Below are 21358 nucleotides of genomic sequence, written 5' to 3' on the forward strand. Positions count from 1 at the left end.
CCCGGCACCGAACGCGCGAGCAGCGGCGCCAACATCGGCATACAGTCTTCACCATGACGGCAGGCGGATATTTCGGACAGGCCATGGTCGTCGACGTGAGCGGCGCCGGCGCCACAGGCACACCACTCGAGCTGGACGACCAGGTCCTCCGCGCGTACCTCGGTGGGGTCGGGCTGGGCACCTGGCTGCTGCACCGGCTCGCTCCCCCCGGCGTCGACCCGCTGGCTCCCGAGGCCCCGCTCGCGTTCGTGTTCTCACCGCTGGTGGGCACCCCGCTGACCACGAGCGCCAAGTTCGCGGTGCTCGCCAAGTCGCCGCTGACCGGGATGATCACCGACGCGCTGGCGTCGTCCCAGTTCGCGATCTCCGGGAAGCTCACCGGCAACGACGCCATCGTCGTGCGCGGGCGGGCCGACGAGCTGTCGGTGGTGCTGGTCGACGCGTCGGGCGCTCGTCTCGAGGCGGCGCCCGAGCTCGCCGGGATGCCGGCGGCGGAGGCCGAGTCGGCGGTGCGCGAGCGGTTCGGCCGCGGGTGGCGCACGGCAGCGATCGGATCCGCCGGGGAGCGCGGCGTCCGGTACGCCACGATCAGCCACGACGGGCGGCACGCCGGGCGCGGCGGCCTCGGTGCCGTGCTGGGCGCGAAGAACATCAAGGCTGTGCTGGTCAAGGCCGGTACGCGGGTGGACGTCGCCGATCCCGCTGCGGTGCTCGCCGCGGCCAAGAGCCTGCGCGAGCGCAGCTTCGGCCCGGCCACCGCCAAGTACCGCGAGCTGGGCACGCTGGCCAACCTGCTGGCGTTCAACGCCGTGTCCACGCTCCCGACCCGCAACTTCACCGCCGCCACCTTCGCCGAGGCGCCCCGCCTGGCCGCCGAGGAGCTGCACGAGATGCGCGGGGTGGCCCGCAACAGCTGCGCGTCGTGCTCCATCGGCTGCGAGCACATCTACTCCCGCAAGGGCGGTGGCAGCCAGCGCATGGAGTACGAGAACGTGTTCGCGCTCGGCCCCCTGTGCGGGGTCTCGGACCCCGACGACGTGTTCGCCGCCAGCGCCCGCTGCGACGAGCTCGGCATCGACACGATCTCGGCGGGCGGCACGATCGCGTGGGCCATGGAGTGCGTGGAGCGCGGCCTGATCGACGCGCCGTGGCTGAGGTTCGGCGACGGCCCCGCGCTGCTGCGGGCGCTCGACCTGATCGGCTCCCGGTCCGACGGGCTCGGCGAGCTGCTGTCCCTCGGCTCGCGCGCGGCCGCCGCGGTCGTCGGGCAGGGGTCGATCGACTTCGCACCCCAGGTCAAGGGGCTGGAGCTGCCGGGGTACGAGCCGCGGTCGCTGCAGTCGATGGCGCTGGGGCTCGCGGTCAACGCGCGAGGGGCCGACCACAACCGCTCCGGCGCCTACGAGGCCGACCTGTCGGGTGACCTGGACCGGCTGACCGGCGGCTCCGCGCACGTCGCCGCCGCGATCGGCACCGAGGACCGCGCCGCCGTGATGGACTCGATGATCCTCTGCAAGTTCCTCCGCGGGGTGTTCACCGAGCCGTTCGACGAGTGGGCGACGCTCCTGCGGTCCGTCACCGGATGGGACGTCACCGCCGACGAGCTGCGGGCGGTGGCCCGCCGGATCGTGCTGGCCAAGCGGGTGTTCAACCTGCGGGAGGGCGCCACGACCGACGACGACACGCTCCCGCGGCGCATGCTCGACACGCCGCTCGAGCTGGGCTCCGGCCGCACCGCCACGCTCACGGCGGAGCGCCTGCGCTCGATGGTCGAGGGCTACTACACCGGACGCGGCCTCGACGTCGAGGGCCGACCCGACCCCTCCGACGTGGCGGACCTGCTGCTCACCCCCTGACGACAGGGACAGCAGCCTCGGTACCGCCCGCCGTCAGAACGTGATCAGGGGGTCGCCGAAGGCGTCGGCGACGAAGTTGACGAAGAAGAACCCGAAGAACAGGAAGTTGAGCAGCAGGATCACGTAGTGCCACGGCCGCGGCCTGGCCGCCTTCGGGAGCCTGCTGTTGAGGTAGATCAGCAGGAACGGGTAGATCAGCGCACCGAGGTTCGACATGTTCGCGGAGAACTGGACCAGCGTCACCGGCACCGCGAGGTGCAGGATCACCGAGATCGCCACCAGCAGCACGATCATGAACGGGTAGTAGAAGCGCCGTGGGTCGCCCTCGATCAGCGCGCGCATGCGCGGGCTCACCGCGGGCGCGGCATCGGTGACCACCCGCACCATGGCCTCGAAGATCCCGAGCTGGGTGGAGAACAGGATGAGCACGCCCAGTAGGAGCAGCAGGTAGAACATGCCCGAGCCGTACTCGGGCTGCAGCGCGCTCGCCACGAACGTCGGCACGTTGGCGGTGGTGGGCTGCTCGCCCGACAACGCCACCGCCTGCGACATCAGCACCGTCGGGAGCAGCATTCCCAGCATCGCCCCGACGAAGAACACGCCCCACATGTCCACCATCAGGAGCCGGTACCAGCGCCGCCACAGGGTCGTGTTGCGCTCGTCGTCGGGGAAGGTGACGCCCACCGACAGCACTTCGCGCTGCCCACCGCGCATCCCGGCGATGTAGCCGGTGCGGTGGCCCATGCCGTAGCCCTTGTCGCGGTAGTGGCCCATGACGTACCAGTTCAGCCCCGACGCCAGCGCGGTGAACCCGGCCAGCGCCCCGAGCTGAGTGGCGGTGATTCCCGCCGGTGGGGCCGCCGGCGTGACGAACCCGCGGATGCCCTCCCACCACACGCTCCACGGAACGACGACCAGATCGATGACGACCAGCGCGACCAGGATGAAGCCCACCATCGCCCAGTTGGACAGCTCCAGCGCCCTGCTGATCCGGCGGGCCGCCGCGGTGATGAGGAAGACCACGACCAGCAGCCCGATGGCGTACCAGCGTGTCTGCTGCACCTCGGCGGCGGTCGCGACCCGTCCGTTGACGAGCGCGTAGAGGCCCTGGCCCGCGGATGCGGCCCAGCCGCCCGCGATGAACGCGAAGATCACCACGAATACGGACAGCGGGATCCACAGCGCCTTGCCGGGCGGCACCCGACCCCAGCCGACCACGGGTGCCTCCCCCGTGGCCACCACGTAGCGGGCGCACTCCACGTTGTAGAAGGTCTGCAGCACCGCGGACACCACGATCACCCAGCCGACACCGACGAACCCGTACTGCCCCACCGCCTGCGGTCCGAGCAGCCATTCCCCGCTGCCGATCGAGATCCCCAGCACGATGAGGCTCGGGCCCACCACGTACATCACCAGCTGGCGGGCACCGATCCGCGGGACCCGGAACACCTCCTCCGGGGTGGGGAGGTCCACCACGGCGAGATCGGGTCTGCTGACGCCCAGCGGGCGGGTGTTGGCCGTGCGCTCCACCTCGGTCATGACGACTCCCGAGTGCTTTGTAACGCAGATCACAATCGTCCCGCTCGGGACTGCGCCGGTCAAGGGTGGCGGGACAGTTGACCTCAACCTGACTTCAGCTTCTAGCGTCGGTCACGGGAAAACCGGACGAAACTGTCGGACCGGTTCGCCACACTCGCGACGCGAAGTGGTGCCGCACCGATGAGTTCCGGCGGTTCCCCATGTCCTACGTGTGCACAGCGGGTGCCGCGACCGGAGCGAGGAGCAGTTCATGAGCATGGAGATGGTCGCGTGGCAGTCGATGTACCACGCAGCACACGCGCAGGAGGAGAAACGGCCGTTCTCCATGGCCACCCTGCGCCGGATCGTCGCGTTCGTGCGGCCACACCGCCGTCGGATGGGGGCGTTCCTCCTGGTCAGCATCGTCGGCGCGGTGCTCGCGGTCGCCACGCCGGTGCTCGCCGGCCGGGTCGTCGACACCATCGTCAACCGGGGCCCGCTCGGCACGGTGGTCGGTCTGGCCGGGCTCATCGCGGTCATCGCGGTGGCCGTGGCCATCAGCGGGATCATCCAGCGCTGGCTCTCCGCGTCGCTGGGTGAAGGGCTGATCCTCGACCTGCGGGCCGCGGTGTTCGACCACGTGCAGCGCCAGCCGATCGCGTTCTTCACGCGCACCCGCACCGGTGCACTGGTCAGCCGGCTCAACAACGACGTGATCGGTGCCCAGCGGGCGTTCAGCGACACCCTGTCCGGGGTGGTCGGCAACCTCGTCACGCTCGCGCTCACGCTGATCGTGATGCTCACGCTGTCGTGGCAGGTCACGCTGCTGGCGCTCGTGCTGCTGCCGGTGTTCGTCCTCCCGGCCCGGCACATGGGGCGCAGGCTCGCCCACCTCGAGCGGGAGGCCGCCGACCACAACGCGTCCATGGGCACCCAGATGACCGAGCGGTTCTCCGCGCCGGGCGCCACCCTGATCAAGCTGTTCGGCCGCCCCGCCGAGGAGACGCGGGAGTTCGTCGCCCGGGCCGCCCGGGTGCGTGACATCGGCGTGCGCACCGCGATGGTGCAGTGGGTCTTCGTCACGGCGCTCACGCTCGTCTCCGCGCTGGCGCTCGCGCTGGTCTACGGGCTCGGCGGCTACTTCGCGATCACCGGCGGGATGGCTGCCGGCGACGTCGTCGCGCTCGCCCTGCTGCTCACCGGCCTCTACGCACCCCTCACGGCGCTGGCCAGCGCCCGGGTCGAGGTGATGAGTGCGCTGGTGAGCTTCGAGCGGGTGTTCGAGGTGCTCGACCTGCCGCCGCTCATCGCGGAGCCCGCCCGCCCGCTTCCGCTGCCCGACGGCCCGCTGTCGGTGGAGTTCGACAGCGTGCGCTTCTCCTACCCGGCCGCCGACAAGGTGTCGCTCGCGTCGCTGGAGGACGTCGCCCAGCTCGACCGCCGGGGCGGCGAGGAGGTGCTGCACGACGTGTCGTTCACCGCCGAGGCCGGGCAGATGATCGCGCTGGTGGGCTCGTCCGGCGCCGGCAAGTCCACGATCGCGCAGCTGCTCCCCCGGCTCTACGACGTCGATGCCGGAGCGGTCCGGCTGGGCGGCGTCGACGTCCGCAACCTCTCCTTCGACACGATCCGGGGTGCACTGGGCCTGGTCACCCAGGACGGCCACCTGTTCCACGAGTCGATCCGCGCCAACCTGCTGCTCGCCCGCCCCGAGGCCGACGACGAGGAGCTGTGGGACGTGCTGCGCCGGGCCCGCCTCGCCGACCTGGTGGCATCGCTGCCCGACGGCCTCGCCACCGTCGTGGGTGAGCGCGGCTACCGGCTCTCCGGCGGGGAGCGCCAACGGCTCACCATCGCCCGGCTGCTGCTGGCCCGGCCCCGGGTCGTGGTGCTCGACGAGGCCACCGCCCACCTCGACTCCACCTCTGAGGCGGCGGTGCAGGAGGCGCTGGGGGAGGCGCTCCAGGGCCGCACCGCACTCGTTATCGCCCACCGGCTGTCCACGATCCGCGCCGCCGACCAGATCCTCGTTCTGGAGGCCGGTCAGGTCGTGGAGCGGGGCACCCACACCGAGCTCGTAGCCCGCAACGGCCGCTACGCCGAGCTGCACAGCACGCAGTTCGACCAGCCGGGAGCCGTCCCGGTGGCGCTGGCCGCGGGCTGAGAGGAGCGGCCGCAAGGCCGTTCGCGCCGAGGGGTGTGCTCGTCGCAGGGTCCCCGGATCCTGCGACGAGCACAGCGGCTCGGCGATCGGTGCGTCCGCTCTCAGGTTGTCGCCGATGCGTGATCCTGTCCGTTTTGCGTCCGCAGCCCGCCCACCAGGTCCGGAGGGCTCCATCCGGACAAAGGAGACGGGCGCCGCGCTCGTACGGACAGGTGATCCCTCGGTCATTCGGACCGATCTTCGAAACGGTGGATTCTCAGGCACCGATCCCGGGAGAGGCACCGCCGGCGAGATCGGGAGACCCATGGAGCAGGACAGATCCACGGTTGCGGAACGGGCGTCCGCGGGCCAGGGCGCGGCGGTGGCGCTCCGGCAGGCAGCACGTCCGGGCTCCCACATACCGCTGCAGCGGGGCCTCGACCCCGTCACGGGCCCGATCCGGGTGCCGGCCATGGAACCGGCCGGTGGGCCGACCCGCAGCACGTCCCCCAGGACGCGACCGGGGCGCGGGCGCCACCGGCGGGCGGAGCGGCGGCGAGCCGAGGTCACCCTCACCCTCATCGTTCTCGGCGCACTGAGCTGGATCGTCGTGACCTGGCCGTTCCGCGGCGACCAGGCGGTGTACGCGCTGATCGGCCGGCAGATCCTGCACGGGCAGGCGCTCTACACCGACATCTGGGACATCAAGCAGCCCGGCGTGTTCCTCTGGTACGGGCTGGCCGACCTCACCGGGCTGGGCGAGATCGGGACCCGGGCCCTCGACGTCGTCGCGGCCTTCGCGTTCGGGGCGTGCGTCCACGTGCTGCTGCGCGGGAGGCTCACCACCCCGTGGGTGCGGCGGATGCTGACCGCGCTCGCCACGGCGGTGCTGCTGCTCGCCGCGGGCCCGGGCGACTTCGGCCAGCTGGAGATGCTCTGCCTGGTGCCCGCGACCGGGGCGTTCGCCCTGGTCGCGGCCGAGCCGCGGCGGGCCCCCACCTGGCGGCGGATCGTGCTCGCCGGGCTGTGCGTCGGCGTCGTCGGCGTGTTCAAGCTGCTGCTCGCGGGCGTGGTCGGGCTGGCCCTGCTCGTGTACCTCGTGCTGCATCTCGGTGGCCGCAGGCGGTTCGCCGCTGTGCCCGTGGTCGTCGCGGCGGCGCTCGTCCCGGTGGGTCTGACGCTGGCCTGGCTCGCCACGCAGGGCGCGTTCGGCGCGGCCCTGCACGTCTGGCTCGTCGAGGCCCTCGAGATGGGGTCGGCCCCGGGATCCCGCGACCCGGCGCGCGTGCTCGAAGGCCTCGGCCGGTACGTCCTGTGGATGTTCCCGGTCGTGGTGCTCGCCGCCTGGCAGGCGGCCACGGCCTGGCGCCGCCGGGATCCGCTCGACCTCGCCATGGGCGCGTTCGTGCTGCTCGACGTGCTGGCGATCGCCACCCAGTTCGCCTGGTGGTACCAGTGGTACTTCGTCAGCGCCCCGCTCGTGGTGCTCGCGCTGCGCAGGCTCGACGTGCTCGCCCCGCGGTTGTGGGGCCCCCGGTGGGCCGTGCTCCTCGCCGCGCTCTGCCTGCCCATGCTCGCCCACGCCGCGAGCTGGGCCCTCCCGACCGTGCTCGACGGCGGCGGGTTCACCGCGGCGAGCCGGGACCGGATCGACGAGCGGGTGGCCGGGTACGACACGATCCGCACCGAGCTCGCCGCGGCCGGGGTGAGGGCCGGGGGCAGCCTGTACGTCGTCGGCGACCCGCTCTACAACATGCTCGCCGGAGCCCCGCTCGTCGTGCGGTTCGACGGCTGGACCTACGACCTGATGACGGACGGCCAGTGGCGGGAGGTCGCCACGGAGGTCGGCGCCGTCGAGCCCGCCGTCGTCATGGTCGACGCAGACGCCAGGGAGTGGGTCGCCGACCGCGGCCAGGACCTGCAGCAGGTCCTCGCGCGCGACTACGTGCGGTACCGCACGAGCGCGGAGGGGACCTGGTACCGGCTGCGCTGACGACCGACCGGCCCCTCCGGCGAGGACCGCTCATTCCACGTCGGGGAAGGCCACGAACCGCACCAGGACGCGGCGGGCGTCCTCGCCCGGCGGGTCGGTGGTACGGGCGTATCGCTCGTGGAGAGCCATGTAGTCCTCCCAGAACCGGCGCAGCTCCGGCGCGGTGAGGTGCAGGGCACCGCGGGCGAACAGCAGGGCGTCGCCCCACTCGCCCAGGTCGTCGCGCCGGCGCTGGAAGCGGGCGAACGCCGCCACGTCGTCGGCCACGTTCAGCCGGCCGAGCTCGTCGAACGCCGCCCGCACCTCCTCGGACATCCGGCTGCGCGGCGGGAACCGCAGGTCCTCGGAGCGCGCCTGCCACCAGCGCTCCCGGCCGCGCCCGCGCTCGGGGACCTCCTCCACGAACCCGTGCTCGGCGAGCTGCCGCAGGTGGTAGCTGGTGGCACCGGTGTTCTCGCCCAGCTCGCGGGCCAGCGACGTCGAGGTCGCCGGGCCGGTGCGGCGCAGCCGGCGCAGGATCGCCTGCCGCAGCGGATGCCCCAACGCTCTCAGGGCCGCCGGATCGGTGAGTTCTCGGGGTTCTCCCTGATCCACCACGGCGCCGAAGCTAGCAGAGTTCCGTGTGCACAGATTTCTTTGCACACTATCCGCTGCAAGCCGAGGAGCCCGACCATGCCGCCCTATCGACGCGCACTCGCCGCACTGGTTGCCGCGGCAGCCATCGTGCTGCCCGGGGCGCCGACCCTCCCCTCCCCGCCGCCACCACCGCCGGCGCCGGCCGGCGTCCAGGAGACCGAACTGCGCATCCCCACCAGCGACGGCCTGGCCCTCCCGGCCACCCTGCGCGTGCCCACGGCCGCCCGGCCCGGCCTGCCCGGCGTGGTGCTGGTGCACGGCGCCGGACCAGGCCCGAGGGAGAAGTACCGCGCCGAGGCGGAGGCGCTGGCCCGTGCCGGCGTCGCCACCCTGACCTACGACAAGCGCACGCAGGGCTACTCGCTCCTGCAGCGCTCGTACTCCCGGCTGGCCGAGGACACCGTGGCCGCCGCCGCCGAGCTGCGACGGCGCCCGGAGGTGAACCCGGCCCAGGTCGGCGTCATGGGGTTCAGCGAGGGCGGCTGGGTCGCACCACTGGCCGCGTCGCGTTCGCCCGAGATCGCGTTCCTCGTGGTGGTGGGCGCCAACGGGGTGGCGCCGCTGCGCCAGCAGAGCTGGGCCGACGCCATCAAGATCGAGCACGCCGGCGTGCGGGGGTCGCTCGTCGACGCCCACGCCCGCACGCCGTACCGACTGATCACGGGCATGGGCCTGTTCCCCGAGCCCTACTACGACCCCGGCCCTCCGCTGCGCAGCAGCACGCTGCCCGTACTCGGCATCTGGGGCGCGCAGGACCGGCTCACCCCGCCCGTCGAGAGCGTGCAGGCGTACCGGACGGCGCTCGACCAGGCCGGCAACCGGCACTACACGCTCCGCACGGTGGAGGGCGCCGAGCACTCGCTGCGCACGACGACCACCGGGTTCGACAAGGGCGGCCAGTTCGCTCCGGGCTATGTGGACCTGGTGTCGTCCTGGATCGCGGACGTCGCCGACGGCAGGCCGCCCCCGACCTCCGTGGCGGGCACCGGTGAGCAGACCCGGCCGACGGTGGAGGTCGCACCACTGGCCTGGTACGAGTCGGTCGAGGTGCAGCTGAGTGTGGTGGCCCTGATGCTGGCCGGCTTCGCGGGGTTCGGCCTGACCGCGGGCTGGCGCCGGCTGCGCGGCAGGCCCGGCCCCCGTGCGGGCTGGCCGGCCCGGGTGCTGGCCGGTGCCGGACTCACTGCCGTGGTGGGCATGTTCGGCTACCTCGGCTTCCTCCAGGTGACCGCGGGCCGAACCGTGGATCCGGGTCCACTGCTCGCCGGGCGACCCGTCGCGTGGCTGGCTCTTCAGCTACTCGCCGTCGTCGCGGTCGGGGCCGGGATCGCCACGGGCGCCGTGGTGGCGAAGCGGCGACGGGCCGGGATCGGCGGGGACCGGGCACGGCTCGGCGTGCTGCTCGCGGCAGGTGCGGCCTTCGTGCCGTGGGCGGCGTACTGGGGCCTGCTCCTGCCATGATTTCCGGCCTCGCGGGGAGCCGTCCGGTGCCGGTGCAACTAGTCTCGATTGTGGCAACCCAGTCGGTTTCGGCCGGGGATGCGCGGATTGCATACAGTCGACTAAGGTCGGTGCCACGTACCTGACCGATGGAGGCCCAGGATGACAGCGGTGCAGGAACCGGCAACCAGCTTACGCACGGTCACCACTTCGATCGATGGCCGGGAGGTCACCGTCGAGGAGGGCACCTCGATCTACGACGCGGCGAAGCAGGTCGGCGTCGACATCCCGGTGCTCTGCCACAACGAGCGCTACGACCCCGTCGGTGTCTGCCGCATGTGCGTGGTGGACACCGGCGGGCGCGTGTTCGCGGCGGCCTGCGTGCGCCCCTGCGAGGACGGCATGGAGGTCAAGACCTCCACCCCGGAGCTGGAGCGCAACCGCGCCACGCTCACCGAGCTGCTGGTGTCCGACCAGCCGCCGCGCGCCGAGGACCCGAAGCAGACCACCACGGGCGACAACCTGCTGCTCTCGCTGGCCGACGGGTTCGGCGTCGCCCGCGAGACCACCGACCTGCCGTGCGGGTCGGGACGCGGGGTCGACTCGTCCAACCCCGTGATCGACGTCAACCACGACGCCTGCATCCTCTGCGACCGGTGCGTGCGTGCCTGTGACGACATCCAGGGCAACGACGTGATCGGCCGCTCCGGCAAGGGCTACTCCACGCGCATCGCGTTCGACCTGAACGACCCGATGGGCGCGAGCTCCTGCGTCACGTGCGGCGAGTGCGTGCAGGCCTGCCCGACCGGCGCGCTCACCAACAAGTCGATCCGCAACATCCCGATCCAGCCGCGCGAGAAGCTCGACGCGGTCGACTCGGTGTGCCCCTACTGCGGCGTGGGCTGCGCGCTCACCTACTACGTCGACCGCGAGCGGGGCGCCATCGCCTTCGCCGAGGGCCGCGACCAGCCCGGTTCGCAGAGCAGGCTGTGCGTCAAGGGCCGCTACGGCTGGGACTACGCCGCCTCCCCGCAGCGGCTCACGATGCCGCTGATCCGCATCGACTCCGCCTACCCGAAGAGCGCGCTGTCGGCCGACGTGCGCGGCGAGGGCAAGGGCTCGGCCACCGGTGCGACCAACGACCGGGGCCGCGGCGGCAACGGCGGCAACCGCAGTGGCGGCGGCCGCAAGGACGACCCGGGCGGGAAGCGCGGCGGTGGCCGCAAACCGGGCGGGCTCGTCGACTACGACGAGGTGCTGCCCTACTTCCGGGAGGCCACCTGGGAGGAGGCGCTCGACCTCATCGCCCGGCGCCTGAAGGAGATCCACGCCGAGGGCGGCCCCGGCGCGATCGCCGGGTTCGGGTCGGCGAAGTGCTCCAACGAGGAGGCCTACCTCTTCCAGAAGCTGATCCGCACCGGGTTCGGCACCAACAACGTCGACCACTGCACGCGGCTGTGCCACGCCTCCTCGGTGGCGGCGCTGTTCGAGGGCGTCGGCTCCGGCGCGGTGTCCACCACCTACGGGGACGTCGCCAACGCCGACGTCGTGATCATCACGGGCTCCAACCCGACGGCCAACCACCCCGTGGCCAGCTCGTTCTTCAAGCAGGCCCGCCGGCGCGGCACGAAGATCATCTACGTCGACCCGCGCGCGTCCACCGTGGCGGAGCACGCCGACATCTTCGTCCAGCTCAAGCCGGGCACCGACGTGGCGTTCTACAACTCGGTGATGCACGAGGTGATCCGCCTCGGGCTGATCGACCGCGAGTTCATCGCGGGCCGCACGTCCAACTACGACGAGCTCGCGCGCACCGTGGCCGACTACCCGCCGGAGCGCGCCGCGCAGATCACCGGCGTCGACGCCGACCTCATCCGCGAGGTCGCGCGGACGTGGGGCGAGGCGAACGCCGGCGTCGTCTACTGGGGGATGGGGATCTCCCAGCACACCACCGGCACCGACAACGCCCGCTGCCTGATCGCGCTGTGCTCGATCACCGGCAACGTCGGGCGGCCGGGCACCGGCCTGCACCCGCTCCGCGGCCAGAACAACGTGCAGGGCGCGTCCGACGCCGGGCTGGTCCCGATGTTCTACCCCGACTACCAGGGCGTCGACCGCGAGGCCACCCGGCGGCACTTCGAGGAGGCGTGGGGCACCACGCTCGACCCGAACCGGGGCCTGACGGTCACCGAGATCATCAAGTCGGTGCTGCAGCCCGGCGGCGTCCGCGGGATGTACATGCTCGGGGAGAACCCGTTCCTGTCCGACCCCAACATCAACAAGGTGCGCAAGGCGCTCTCGGCGCTGGACTTCCTCGTCGTCCAGGACATCTTCCTGACCGAGACGGCCGAGTTCGCCGACGTGATCCTGCCCGCCACCTCCTACCTGGAGAAGGACGGTACGTACACCAACACCGACCGGCGGGTGCAGCTCGGCCGCAAGGTGATGGACCCTCCCGGCCAGGCCCGGCCGGACTGGGAGATCGTGCAGGACATCGCGCGCGGGATCGGGCTCGACTGGAACTACCAGAGCCCCAGCGAGGTGTTCGACGAGATGGTGGCGCTGATGCCGTCGTACAAGAACCTCTCCTACGACAACCTCGGTCTGTCCGGGAAGCTCTACCCGAACGCCGACCCGGAGCACACCGACGGCACCGTCGTCATGTTCGACGAGAAGTTCAACACCGACGACGGACTGGCCCACCTGGTGCCTGCGCAGTGGCTGCCGCCCCGGGAGCTGCCCGACAGCGAGTTCCCGCTCGTGCTCAACACCGGCAGGCTGCTGGAGCACTGGCACACCGGCTCGATGACGCGGCGGTCCTACGCCCTCGACGCGATCTCGCCGGTCGCGGAGGTGTACATGCACCCGAAGGACGCCGCCGACCGCGGGCTCGCCCACGGGGAGATGGTCCGGGCGCGCTCGCGGCGTGGCGCGATCGAGCTGCTCGTGCGGATCTCGCACCGCGAGCAGCTGGGCAACTGCTTCATCCCGTTCCACTTCCGCGAGGCGGCGGCCAACCTCCTGACGATCGACGAGGTCGACCCCACCGGCAAGATCCCCGAGTTCAAGTTCTGCGCGGTGCAGGTCGAGGCCCTCGGCGCAGCGCACGTTGAGACCCCGTCGACCGCAGGAGCACGTGCATGACCGAGCTGTCCGACCGCGCGGCCGAGGTCCGCTCCCAGCGGGTCCCCGGTGTGGAGGCACGGGCCGGGAAGTTCCCCGGACCGTCGCTCATCCCGGCGCTCAACGCGATCCAGGCCCGGCTGGGCTGGCTGCCCCGTGAGGAGCTGGAGGAGCTCGCCCGGGACGCCCGCAGGCCCCGGTACGAGATCGAGGGCCTGATCTCGTTCTACCCGCACTTCCGCACCGAGCCGCCGGTGAAGGTGGCGTTGCACGTCTGCCACGACCTGCCGTGCTGGCTGCGCGACGGCGAGGCGCGCACGGCCGAGCTGCGCGAGCGCTACGGCGCCGACGCGGACGTCGAGCTCGTCGAGGTGTCCTGCCTGGGGCGCTGCGACAGTGCGCCCGCGGTGGCGGTGAACGAGCGGCCGGCTCCCGTCGCCGAGGTGGACGAGCTCGTCGACGCCGCCCGCGGTTCGGGGGTGGGTGACGCCGCCGCGGCCACCCGTGTCGAGCCGTGGCCCAACGACCCCTACCCGGCCGGCTCGGGCGTCGACGGCCGCTACGCCACCCTGCGGGCGCTGCTCGCGGGCGAGCTCGACGCCGACGACATCGTGGCCACGCTGAAGGACTCCGGGCTGCGCGGGATGGGTGGGGCTGGGTTCCCCACCGGGCAGAAGTGGAGCCTGGTCCGCGGTGCCCAGCCCGGCACCACCAAGTACGCCATCGTGAACGCCGACGAGTCCGAGCCCGGCACGTTCAAGGACCGCCAGATCCTGGCCCAGCAGCCCCACCTCGTGCTGGAGGGCCTCCTGCTCGGGATGGCCGTGGTCGGGGCCGAGGAGGGCTGGGTCTTCATCCGGCACGAGTACGGCCCCGAGGAGCACGTGCTCCGCGAGGAGATCGACGCGCTGCGGGCCGCCGGTGTGGTCGGGCCGGACGCGTGTGGGAGCGGGCGCCGGCTGAACATCGACATCTTCGTCTCCCCCGGCGGCTACATCCTCGGTGAGGAGACCGCGCTGCTGGAGTGCATGGAGGGCCACCGCGGCGAGCCGCGCAACAAGCCCCCGTTCCCCGGCAACTACGGCCTGCACGGCCGGCCCACGCTGATCAACTCCGTGGAGACGTTCGCCGACGTTCCGGTGATCGTGCAGCGCGGCGCCCAGTGGTGGAAGGACCAGGGCGTCGGCGACTCGGTGGGCTGGAAGTTCTTCGCCGTGTCGGGCCACGTCGAGCGGCCCGACGTCTACTGCGTGCCGATGGGCACCACGGTCCGCGAGCTGATCGACCTCGCAGGCGGGGTCACGGGCGGAGCGGAGGTCGGCGCCGTGCAGCCGGGCGGGGCGTCGTCCAACTTCATCGGCCCCGACCAGCTCGACCTGCGGCTCGACTTCGGCACCGCGGCGGAGGCGGGCACCATGCTCGGTTCCGGGGCGCTCGTCGTCCTGGCCGAGGGCACCGACCTGCTCGCGGCGTCCACCAACGTGCTGCGGTTCTTCCGCAACGAGTCGTGCGGCAAGTGCGTGCCGTGCCGCGTGGGGTCGACGAAGGCGCACGAGCTGCTCCGGGGCGTCATCGAGTCGGGCAGCTCCACGCTCGACGAGACGCAGCGCGGCCGGATCCTGCAGCTCGAGGAGGCCATGCGCAAGACGTCGATCTGCGGGCTCGGGCAGGTGGCCCTCGGTCCGGTGGTGAGCGTGCTCGGCATCGACAAGGGTGGGGCGGCGGCGCGCGACCAGCCCAGGCCGAACGGCTCGGCGGCTCAGCCCGACAGGTGAACGGCCGCGAGTTCTTCACCACCCGCACGGTCGCGGAGGCGCTGGCGGGGTTCCGGCCCGCCCGCCGCACCGCGCTCGAGGACGTCCCGCTCGCCGAGGCCCTGCACCGGGTCCCGGCGGCGGACGTGGCCGCCGCCGCGGCGCTGCCGGGCTTCGCCCGGTCCACCGTCGACGGCTTCGCGGTGCGCGCCGCCGACACCTACGGCGCGTCCGAGGGGCTGCCGTCGTACCTGGACCTGGTGGGGGCGGTCCGCATGGGCATGGCTCCCACCGTGGCCGTGCGGCCGGGCGGCTGTGTCGCGATGCCGACCGGCGGGGTGCTGCCCGACGGCGCCGACGCCGTGGTCATGGTGGAGCACACCGCCGAGACGATGCCCGGCACGATCGAGGTGACCAGGCCGGTGGCGCCGCTCGACGGGATCGTGCGTGCCGACGAGGACGTGGCCGCCGGGGCGCCGCTGGTGCCGGGCGGAAGACCCCTGCGGTCCCCCGACCTGGGGTTGCTGGCCGCGGCCGGCGTCACCACGGTCCGGGTGCACGCCCGCCCGCGCGTGGCGATCATCTCGACCGGCGACGAGGTGGTGCCCCCGTCCACGGCACAGCTGCGTCCCGGCCAGGTCCGCGACGCCACGGCGTCGGCGCTGGCCGGGCTCGTGCGGGACGCCGGAGGTGAGCCGGTGCTCGCCGGGATCGTGCCGGACGACGCCGGCGCGCTGGAGGCGACGCTGCGCGACGCGCTGCGCGAGGCGGACCTCGTGGTGGTCTCGGCCGGGTCGTCGGTGGGAGCCCGCGACGAGACGGCAGGTGCGGTGGCCGCGCTGGGCGACATCTGGTGCCACGGGCTCGCCATCAAGCCCGGCAAGCCCACGCTGCTCGCGGAGTGCAAGTCCGAGTGCGGCAGCGGGGTTCCCCTCATCGGGCTCCCGGGCAACCCGCTCTCCGCGCTGGTGGTGTTCCGGCTGGTCGGCGTGCCGCTGGTGTGGCGGCTCGCGGGCTGCCCGGTGCCGCCGCCCGAGCCGTCGACCCCCGCCCGCCTCTCCCGGGACCTGCCATCGGCCGCGGGCCGGCTCGACGTGGTGCAGGTCGCCGTGCAGGACGGCACAGCCACCCCGATCTTCGGCCCGTCCGCACTCCTGTCGGTGCTCACCCGCGCCGACGGTTGCCTCGTGGTGCCGGAGGCGGCCACGGGTCTGGCCGCGGGCTCGCCGGTTCAGGTCACGCTCTACCGCTGACCGCGACCATTCCCGAGCGCCTTCGGGTCCGTTCCGCACATTCATGGTCGGCCCTTTGCGTCGCTATTGCCATTCCTGCATCAATGCCGGCGACCGCATACGTGCGTCCGACCTCGGCTCGGGCGAATACCACGCATGGGTGATGTCGGAGAGTTGCTACGCAGGCAGATTTAATGGCAACTGGGCCTCCGGGGTGCCTGAGCCACGGTCGGACCTTCCACTGGGGAGCGGGAGATTCGACCCGTCATCGCCGGTCGGCCACGCCCTCGTCAGTGGCGTGGCTGACCGGCCATACCCCGCATGTGGGATGTCCTGCGGCTGACCGGTGGGCAGGCTTGGGCGGCCCGGAAAGGCCGATTCATTGCGCCGGAGGTGCACATGGTGAAGGGCTACACGGTTCCGCTGTCGCCGCGCGGGGACGCGAACCTGGCTTCCGCTCCGCCGTGGCACTATGCGGGTGACATCGTCGCGGTGGAGTTCTGGACCGATCCGGCGGCGGCCGAGGCGACACTCCCGGACGGGCTGAGCCCGGACCCGGACTCCTCCGGGCACGTCGTGGCGTTGTTCGTCGACTGGCAGTTCTCCGGGGAGAACGAGGAGTACCTCGACCCGGTGCGCAGCCAGTACCGCGAGTTCTTCGTGCTGGTCGATGCCAGGTGGAAGGACCAGCCGGTCTCCTGGTGCCCGTACATCTACGTCGACAACGACCTGGCACTGGCCCGCGGGTGGGTGCAGGGCTTCCCGAAGAAGCTGGGCTCGGTCCAGCAGACCAGGGCCTTCGCGGCACCCGGGCGCGCGTCACCGGTCCTCGCGGCCGGCGGGCGGTTCGGGGCGACCGTGTCGGCACACGGACGCAGCCTCGCCGAGGCCAGGGTCACCCTCGAGGAGCCGGTGAGCGATCCCGCGGCCCTGACCGGGCGGCCCACGGTCAACCTCCGGCACTTCCCCCGCCTGGCCGCAGGTCAGTACGACAAGCCGGCCGTGCACGAGCTGGTGATGATGGTGTCCAGCGGGCAGCAGGTCGCCGACGTGTGGGCAGGCACCGGCGAGATCGAGCTGTTCCCGGCCCGGGGTGAGGAACTGGCTGATCTCGCGCCGGTGCGTACCGGCGCGGGCTTCCGCGCATCGATGGCCTACACCGTGACCGAGGTGCGTGAACTGGCTGCATGAACGACCGCAGGGCGGCCCGGCTCCGATCTCCGCGAACGGCCGGGAGCAGCGGAGCGGCGCCGGCTCGGCCGGCACCTGGTCGAGGGGTCCCGCGCAGCCTCGTGCTGGCGGCCGGCTGGTCGTGGCGGCTGCTCGTACTGGGTGTCGTGGCCTACCTGGTCGTGCGGGTGCTCGCGTTGCTCTGGCTGGTGCTCGTGCCGATCGTCGTGGCGCTCCTCGTGACCGCGCTGGTGCGCCCGCTGGCCGTGCTCCTGCAACGTCGCCTCCCCGGGCCGTTCTCGGCCCTGCTGACCCTGCTCGTGGCGCTACTGGGCCTCGCCGGTCTCGGGTGGCTGATCGACCTGCGCTTCACCCAGGAGCTGCCGTCGCTGACCGGGGAGTTCCTCCACACGATCCGGGAGCTCGGGGCCACCCTGGCGCGTCTCGGCGTCGGGGAACCCCAGCTGGCCGAGCTCCAGGGGGACCTGATGCGGTGGGTGCAGGAGAACCGCAGCCAGCTGCTCGCCTACCTGACCACCGGCACCGGCTTCGCCGTGGAGATCGCCACCGCGCTCGTCCTGACGGTCTTCATCACGTTCTTCCTGCTCTACGACGGTGAACGGGTGTGGCGCTGGCTGCTCGGGCCGCTACGGCCCCGTGCCGCCGCCCGGGCGGACCGGGCCGGGCACATCGCCTGGACGACACTCACCGGGTACGTCCACGGCACCGCGATCATCGCCACCATCCACGGCGTCGTGATCGGGCTCGTGGTCTCCCTGCTGCACGTGCCGCTGGCGATCCCGCTGGGCGTGCTGGTGTTCCTCGGCAGCTTCATCCCCATCGTGGGCGAGCTGATCGCCGGCAGCGTGGCCGTGGTGGTCACGCTGGGCACCCAGGGCCTGCTGGCGGGGCTGATCCTGATCGCGGTCCTGATCGCCGAGGGCCAGCTCGAGGCGCACCTGCTGCAGCCGCTGATCGTCGGCAGGTACGTGCGGCTGCACCCGTTGGCGATCGGTCTCGTGCTCGCCACCGGGACCGTGCTGGGCGGCCTCGTCGGCGCCGTGGTCGCCGTTCCGGTCGCGGCGATCGTCCACCGCGCGTGGCCCGCGCTGGCGGGGAAGTCGGCTCCGGAGGAATGACCGGCGAGCGGCGGCCTCAGGCCGCCGTGGGCGCCCCGATGCGCAGCCGCACGCCGTGCCCTGCCAGCGACCGGCGGAACCACCACAGCGACAGCACGATGCCCATGGCGACCACCGAGTACGAGCCTGCGGTGGACACCACGAGGAAGTTCCCCACCGTCTGCGTGGCGAGCACGACGATCGTGGTGGCCCCGTTGACCAGGAACACCACCGCCCACAGCAGCGACACGCGCTTGAAGAACCGCCGGATGCCCGGGTGCGAGCTCAGCGCTTCGGGGAAGGCACAGAAGTCGTCGGCGAGCTTCGCCAGCAGTGGCCGCTCGAGGCCGATCGTCACCAGCAGCGCCAGCGCGAAGACGAAGTTCTGCACGGTCGGCTGCAGGAAGTACAGGAACGCGCTCCCCGTCCACAGCCCCACCGCGGTGCGGACCACCAGTAACGCCGTGGTGATCAACAGGATGGTGGGGAGCTTCTGCCGCTGCACCAGCCGCCTGCCGATCGCCAGCGCCGACCAGCCCAGGGCCGCGAACAGCCCTCCGTCGAACCCGACCTGGGTGAACAGCACCCAGAACAGGGCCAGCGGGATCAGCGTGAACTCCAGCAGCGGCCGGCCGGCCTGCCCGAGCATCGACGTGATCGAGGGGAGGTGGATCGTCGTGCGGAACTCCGCCATCTCCCCACTGTACGTCCGGGAGGTCAGGTAAAGAGCGTCCCTGAACCGGTCCGGTCATCGGTGTCGAGACCGAGGTCAGCGGGACCGACGGCCACGAAACCGGCCACCGCCGCGACGAGGACGAGCAACAGGCCGACGGTCATCAGGACTGCTCCGGACGCGAACACCACCAGCACGGCACCGGCGACGAACAGCCCGACGGCGCCGCGGCCGAGCATCCGCCGGTCCCGCGGCGGACGGGCCGGGACGGCCGTCTCGGGGACGTCGACCGGCCGGTCCATCCGGCCCCCGAGCACGAGCCCGAACAGCAACGCCAGCGACGGTCCGACGATCACCGCCCCCGCCACGATGGACACCGTGACCGCCAGCAACGTGTCGTACGGCGCAGCCGCCTGCTGCACGGTCAGGCCGGGCAGCAGGGTCGGCCCCTGCGCCAGCGCCCAGCCCGCTACCAGCGCGGCCACCGCCACCGCGGCCACGAAACGGGCCGCATGCGCGCGCCTGGTCCACACCAGCACGAGCGTCGCGACGCCAGCCACGACGGAGACGACCACGGCGATCCGGCCGGGGCCGTCGAGCAGACCGTGGGAGAGTGCCGGCGCGTCCGCGCGCACGACGAACGCCCCCGCGATCGCGACGATCCCCGCCACCACCCCGCTCAGCAGGGCCCGCAACCGGAACCGCGCGGCCATCTCCACCTCCCCGAGGCGGGCCGCTTCGGCCGTCAGCTGCACGGCTGCGAGGAACGCACCGCCCGCGACCGCCAGCACGCCGACGAGCAACGAGGTCGGCCCGAGCCAGCTCGTCATGATGTCGGCCGGAACCGGCCCGGCGGGCACCCGCCCCGACGCGACCGCGCCGACCGCTGCCCCGAGCGCGAACGGGGTGATCAGCGAGGACAGCGCGAACACCAGGTCGACCTCCGGGTGGTCGCCGGGGCCGTTGGTGGCGCCGTGCAGCGCGTAGGCGGTGCCGCGCAGCACGATGCCGATACCGGCGATGAACAGCGGCACCACCAGCGTCGAGGCGAGCGAGGCGAACGCCTGCGGGTAGGCGGTCCAGAGCACGGTCAGCACGAAGATCAGCCAGACGTGGTTGGCCTCCCAGATCGGCCCGATCGCGCGGTAGATGTGGGCGCGGACCTGGTGCGCCCGTTCCCCGCTTCCCGCCGTGAGCTGCCACACCCCGGTTCCGAGGTCGGCGTTGGCCAGCACGGTGTAGAGGACCAGGCCGACGAGGACGGCGACCATCGGCAGCACCTGGAGGACTGTCACGGGACCCCCTCCTCCACCAGCTCGCGCGGCGGCGTCGGGTCGGCAGGCAGCGGCCGGATGGCGAGCCGGTGCAGGATCCAGCCGACGCCCACCACCACGCCCAGGTAGATGGCGGCGAGAACCCCGTACCCGATCGGGATCCCGCTCGCCCCGGTGACCGCGTCGTTCGTGCGCATGACGCCGTAGACCACCCAGGGCTGGCGGCCCACCTCGGTGGTGACCCAGCCCGCGATCAACGCCACGACGGCTGCCGGGCCGGCCAGGACCAGCGCCCGGTAGAACCAGCGCGAGGCAGGCAGCCGGTGCGCACGGATCCGGATGACGAGGAAGATCACGGCGAGCAGCGCCAGCGCCGAACCGATGCCCACCATCGTCTGGAAGGCGACCCGCACCACGTTGACCGGCGGCAGGTCCTCCGGCGGGAACGACAGCAGCCCGCGGACGGTCGCATCCGGGTCGTGGTAGGCCAGCAACGACAGCAGCCGCGGTATCTCGATGCCGTACCGGACCTGGCCGTCGACGTACCAGCCCAGCAGGTGCTCCGGCGCTCCGCTGGTGGTGGCGCCGAGCCCCTCCAGGGCCGCGAGCTTGATCGGTTGCTGCTCACCGACCGTCCGGGCGGCCCAGTCCCCGATGACGACCTGGGCGGGGGCGGCCACCGACGCGGCCGTCAGCGGCACGGCCATGGCCACGCGGTGGTACGGCGTCGTCCGGCCGCGCAACATGCTCACCGCGTAGCACCCGGCGATCAGGAACCCGGTCACCATGAACGCCGCGATGTACATGTGGACGAACTCGTGCCAGAGAAAGGGGTTGGCGAACAGCGCCCGTACCGGGTCGACGTCGACCACCTGGCCGTTCTGCAGCCGGAAACCCGACGGCTGGTTCATCCACGCGTTGACCGTGATCACCATGAAGGAGCCGGTCACGCCCGTCAGCACGATCGGGATCCCGCTCGCGAAGTGCCAACGCGGCGACAACCGGTCCCAGCCGTACACGTAGACGCCGATGAAGATCGCCTCGACGAAGAACGAGAACCCCTCGATCGCGAAGCCCAGACCGAACACGGATCCGAACGTGCCGACGAACCGGGGCCACAGCAGCCCCATCTCGAAGCTCAGCACCGTGCCCGTGACCACCCCGACCGCGAACAACGCCACCAGCACGCGGCTCCATCGCCTGGCGAGCGTGCGGTAGACCTCCTGGCCGGTGCGCATCGCCCGCCACTCGAGGAACAGGATCAGCGTGGGCAGCGCCATGCCGAAACAGACCAGGGGAATGTGCACGGCGAACGACAGCGCCTGCATCTGCCGTGCCTGTAACAGGTAGTCCTGGTCGACGACGGCCTGGCTCAGCAACCCCGACATCATGCGGACCTCCTCCTCTCGCTCGATAATTCGAGACTCG

Annotated in this window: 14 protein-coding genes; 9 read left to right on the forward strand and 5 right to left on the reverse strand. The window is 72.1% G+C overall.

The window, feature by feature from the left end; all coding sequences use genetic code 11:
- Positions 1 to 53 precede the first annotated feature (53 nt).
- Entirely contained in the window at positions 54 to 1856 is a 1803-nt protein-coding gene (locus ACQPZA_RS29275; protein ID WP_433275363.1) for an aldehyde ferredoxin oxidoreductase family protein, read from the forward strand.
- Positions 1857 to 1889: 33 nt separating this feature from the next.
- Here ACQPZA_RS29275 and ACQPZA_RS29280 read toward each other — a convergent pair whose 3' ends face one another.
- Positions 1890 to 3395: an Nramp family divalent metal transporter gene (locus ACQPZA_RS29280; RefSeq protein WP_433275364.1), complete on the reverse strand. Its 1506-nt coding sequence runs from the start codon at positions 3393 to 3395 to the stop codon at positions 1890 to 1892.
- A 280-nt stretch (positions 3396 to 3675) separates the two neighbouring features.
- Here ACQPZA_RS29280 and ACQPZA_RS29285 point away from each other — a divergent pair, with 280 nt between their 5' ends.
- Both ACQPZA_RS29285 and ACQPZA_RS29290 read left to right on the forward strand, forming a co-directional pair.
- Positions 3676 to 5538: an ABC transporter ATP-binding protein gene (locus ACQPZA_RS29285; RefSeq protein ID WP_433283045.1), complete on the forward strand. Its 1863-nt coding sequence runs from the start codon at positions 3676 to 3678 to the stop codon at positions 5536 to 5538.
- Positions 5539 to 5842: 304 nt separating this feature from the next.
- Entirely contained in the window at positions 5843 to 7510 is a 1668-nt protein-coding gene (locus ACQPZA_RS29290; protein WP_433275365.1) for a hypothetical protein, read from the forward strand.
- 30 nt (positions 7511 to 7540) lie between these two features.
- Here the strand turns inward: ACQPZA_RS29290 and ACQPZA_RS29295 are convergent, their stop codons facing one another.
- A complete protein-coding gene (locus tag ACQPZA_RS29295) occupies positions 7541 to 8107 on the reverse strand; it encodes an ArsR/SmtB family transcription factor (protein WP_433275366.1) in 567 nt (188 codons plus the stop codon).
- Positions 8108 to 8182: 75 nt separating this feature from the next.
- Here ACQPZA_RS29295 and ACQPZA_RS29300 point away from each other — a divergent pair, with 75 nt between their 5' ends.
- The 6 genes from ACQPZA_RS29300 to ACQPZA_RS29325 all read left to right on the forward strand — a co-directional run bounded on the left by ACQPZA_RS29300 (position 8183) and on the right by ACQPZA_RS29325 (position 18004).
- A complete protein-coding gene (locus ACQPZA_RS29300; protein ID WP_433275367.1) occupies positions 8183 to 9607 on the forward strand; it encodes an alpha/beta hydrolase family protein in 1425 nt (474 codons plus the stop codon).
- 141 nt (positions 9608 to 9748) lie between these two features.
- Entirely contained in the window at positions 9749 to 12730 is a 2982-nt protein-coding gene (gene fdhF, locus ACQPZA_RS29305; protein WP_433275368.1) for a formate dehydrogenase subunit alpha, read from the forward strand.
- Positions 12727 to 14484, forward strand: coding sequence for an NAD(P)H-dependent oxidoreductase subunit E (locus tag ACQPZA_RS29310; RefSeq protein ID WP_169395172.1), 1758 nt, complete (start codon positions 12727 to 12729; stop codon positions 14482 to 14484). The genes fdhF and ACQPZA_RS29310 overlap by 4 nt, the downstream gene beginning before the upstream one ends.
- On the forward strand, positions 14481 to 15716 hold the full coding sequence (locus ACQPZA_RS29315) for a molybdopterin-binding protein (protein WP_433275369.1): 1236 nt from the start codon (positions 14481 to 14483) through the stop codon (positions 15714 to 15716). Before ACQPZA_RS29310 ends, ACQPZA_RS29315 begins: the two co-directional genes overlap by 4 nt.
- Positions 15717 to 16094: 378 nt before the next feature.
- A complete protein-coding gene (locus ACQPZA_RS29320; RefSeq protein WP_433275370.1) occupies positions 16095 to 16886 on the forward strand; it encodes an acetoacetate decarboxylase family protein in 792 nt (263 codons plus the stop codon).
- The gene (locus tag ACQPZA_RS29325) at positions 16883 to 18004 is read left to right on the forward strand and encodes an AI-2E family transporter (protein ID WP_433275371.1); all 1122 of its coding nucleotides are present in this window, start codon (positions 16883 to 16885) and stop codon (positions 18002 to 18004) included. The genes ACQPZA_RS29320 and ACQPZA_RS29325 overlap by 4 nt, the downstream gene beginning before the upstream one ends.
- Before the next feature lie 16 nt (positions 18005 to 18020).
- Here ACQPZA_RS29325 and ACQPZA_RS29330 read toward each other — a convergent pair whose 3' ends face one another.
- From ACQPZA_RS29330 to ACQPZA_RS29340, 3 genes are read right to left on the reverse strand one after another with little or no spacing between them, the layout of a single operon-like run.
- Positions 18021 to 18677, reverse strand: a complete 657-nt coding sequence (locus tag ACQPZA_RS29330; protein WP_433275372.1) for a VC0807 family protein — start codon at positions 18675 to 18677, stop codon at positions 18021 to 18023.
- Positions 18678 to 18700: 23 nt separating this feature from the next.
- Positions 18701 to 19951 (reverse strand): cytochrome d ubiquinol oxidase subunit II, encoded by a 1251-nt coding sequence (locus ACQPZA_RS29335; protein WP_433275373.1) that lies wholly within the window; start codon positions 19949 to 19951, stop codon positions 18701 to 18703.
- Positions 19948 to 21321, reverse strand: a complete 1374-nt coding sequence (locus ACQPZA_RS29340) for a cytochrome ubiquinol oxidase subunit I (RefSeq protein ID WP_433275374.1) — start codon at positions 21319 to 21321, stop codon at positions 19948 to 19950. The genes ACQPZA_RS29335 and ACQPZA_RS29340 overlap by 4 nt, the downstream gene beginning before the upstream one ends.
- Positions 21322 to 21358 lie beyond the last annotated feature (37 nt).

The sequence above is a fragment of the Pseudonocardia xinjiangensis genome (assembly GCF_050948425.1).
GTDB lineage: Bacteria > Actinomycetota > Actinomycetes > Mycobacteriales > Pseudonocardiaceae > Pseudonocardia > Pseudonocardia xinjiangensis.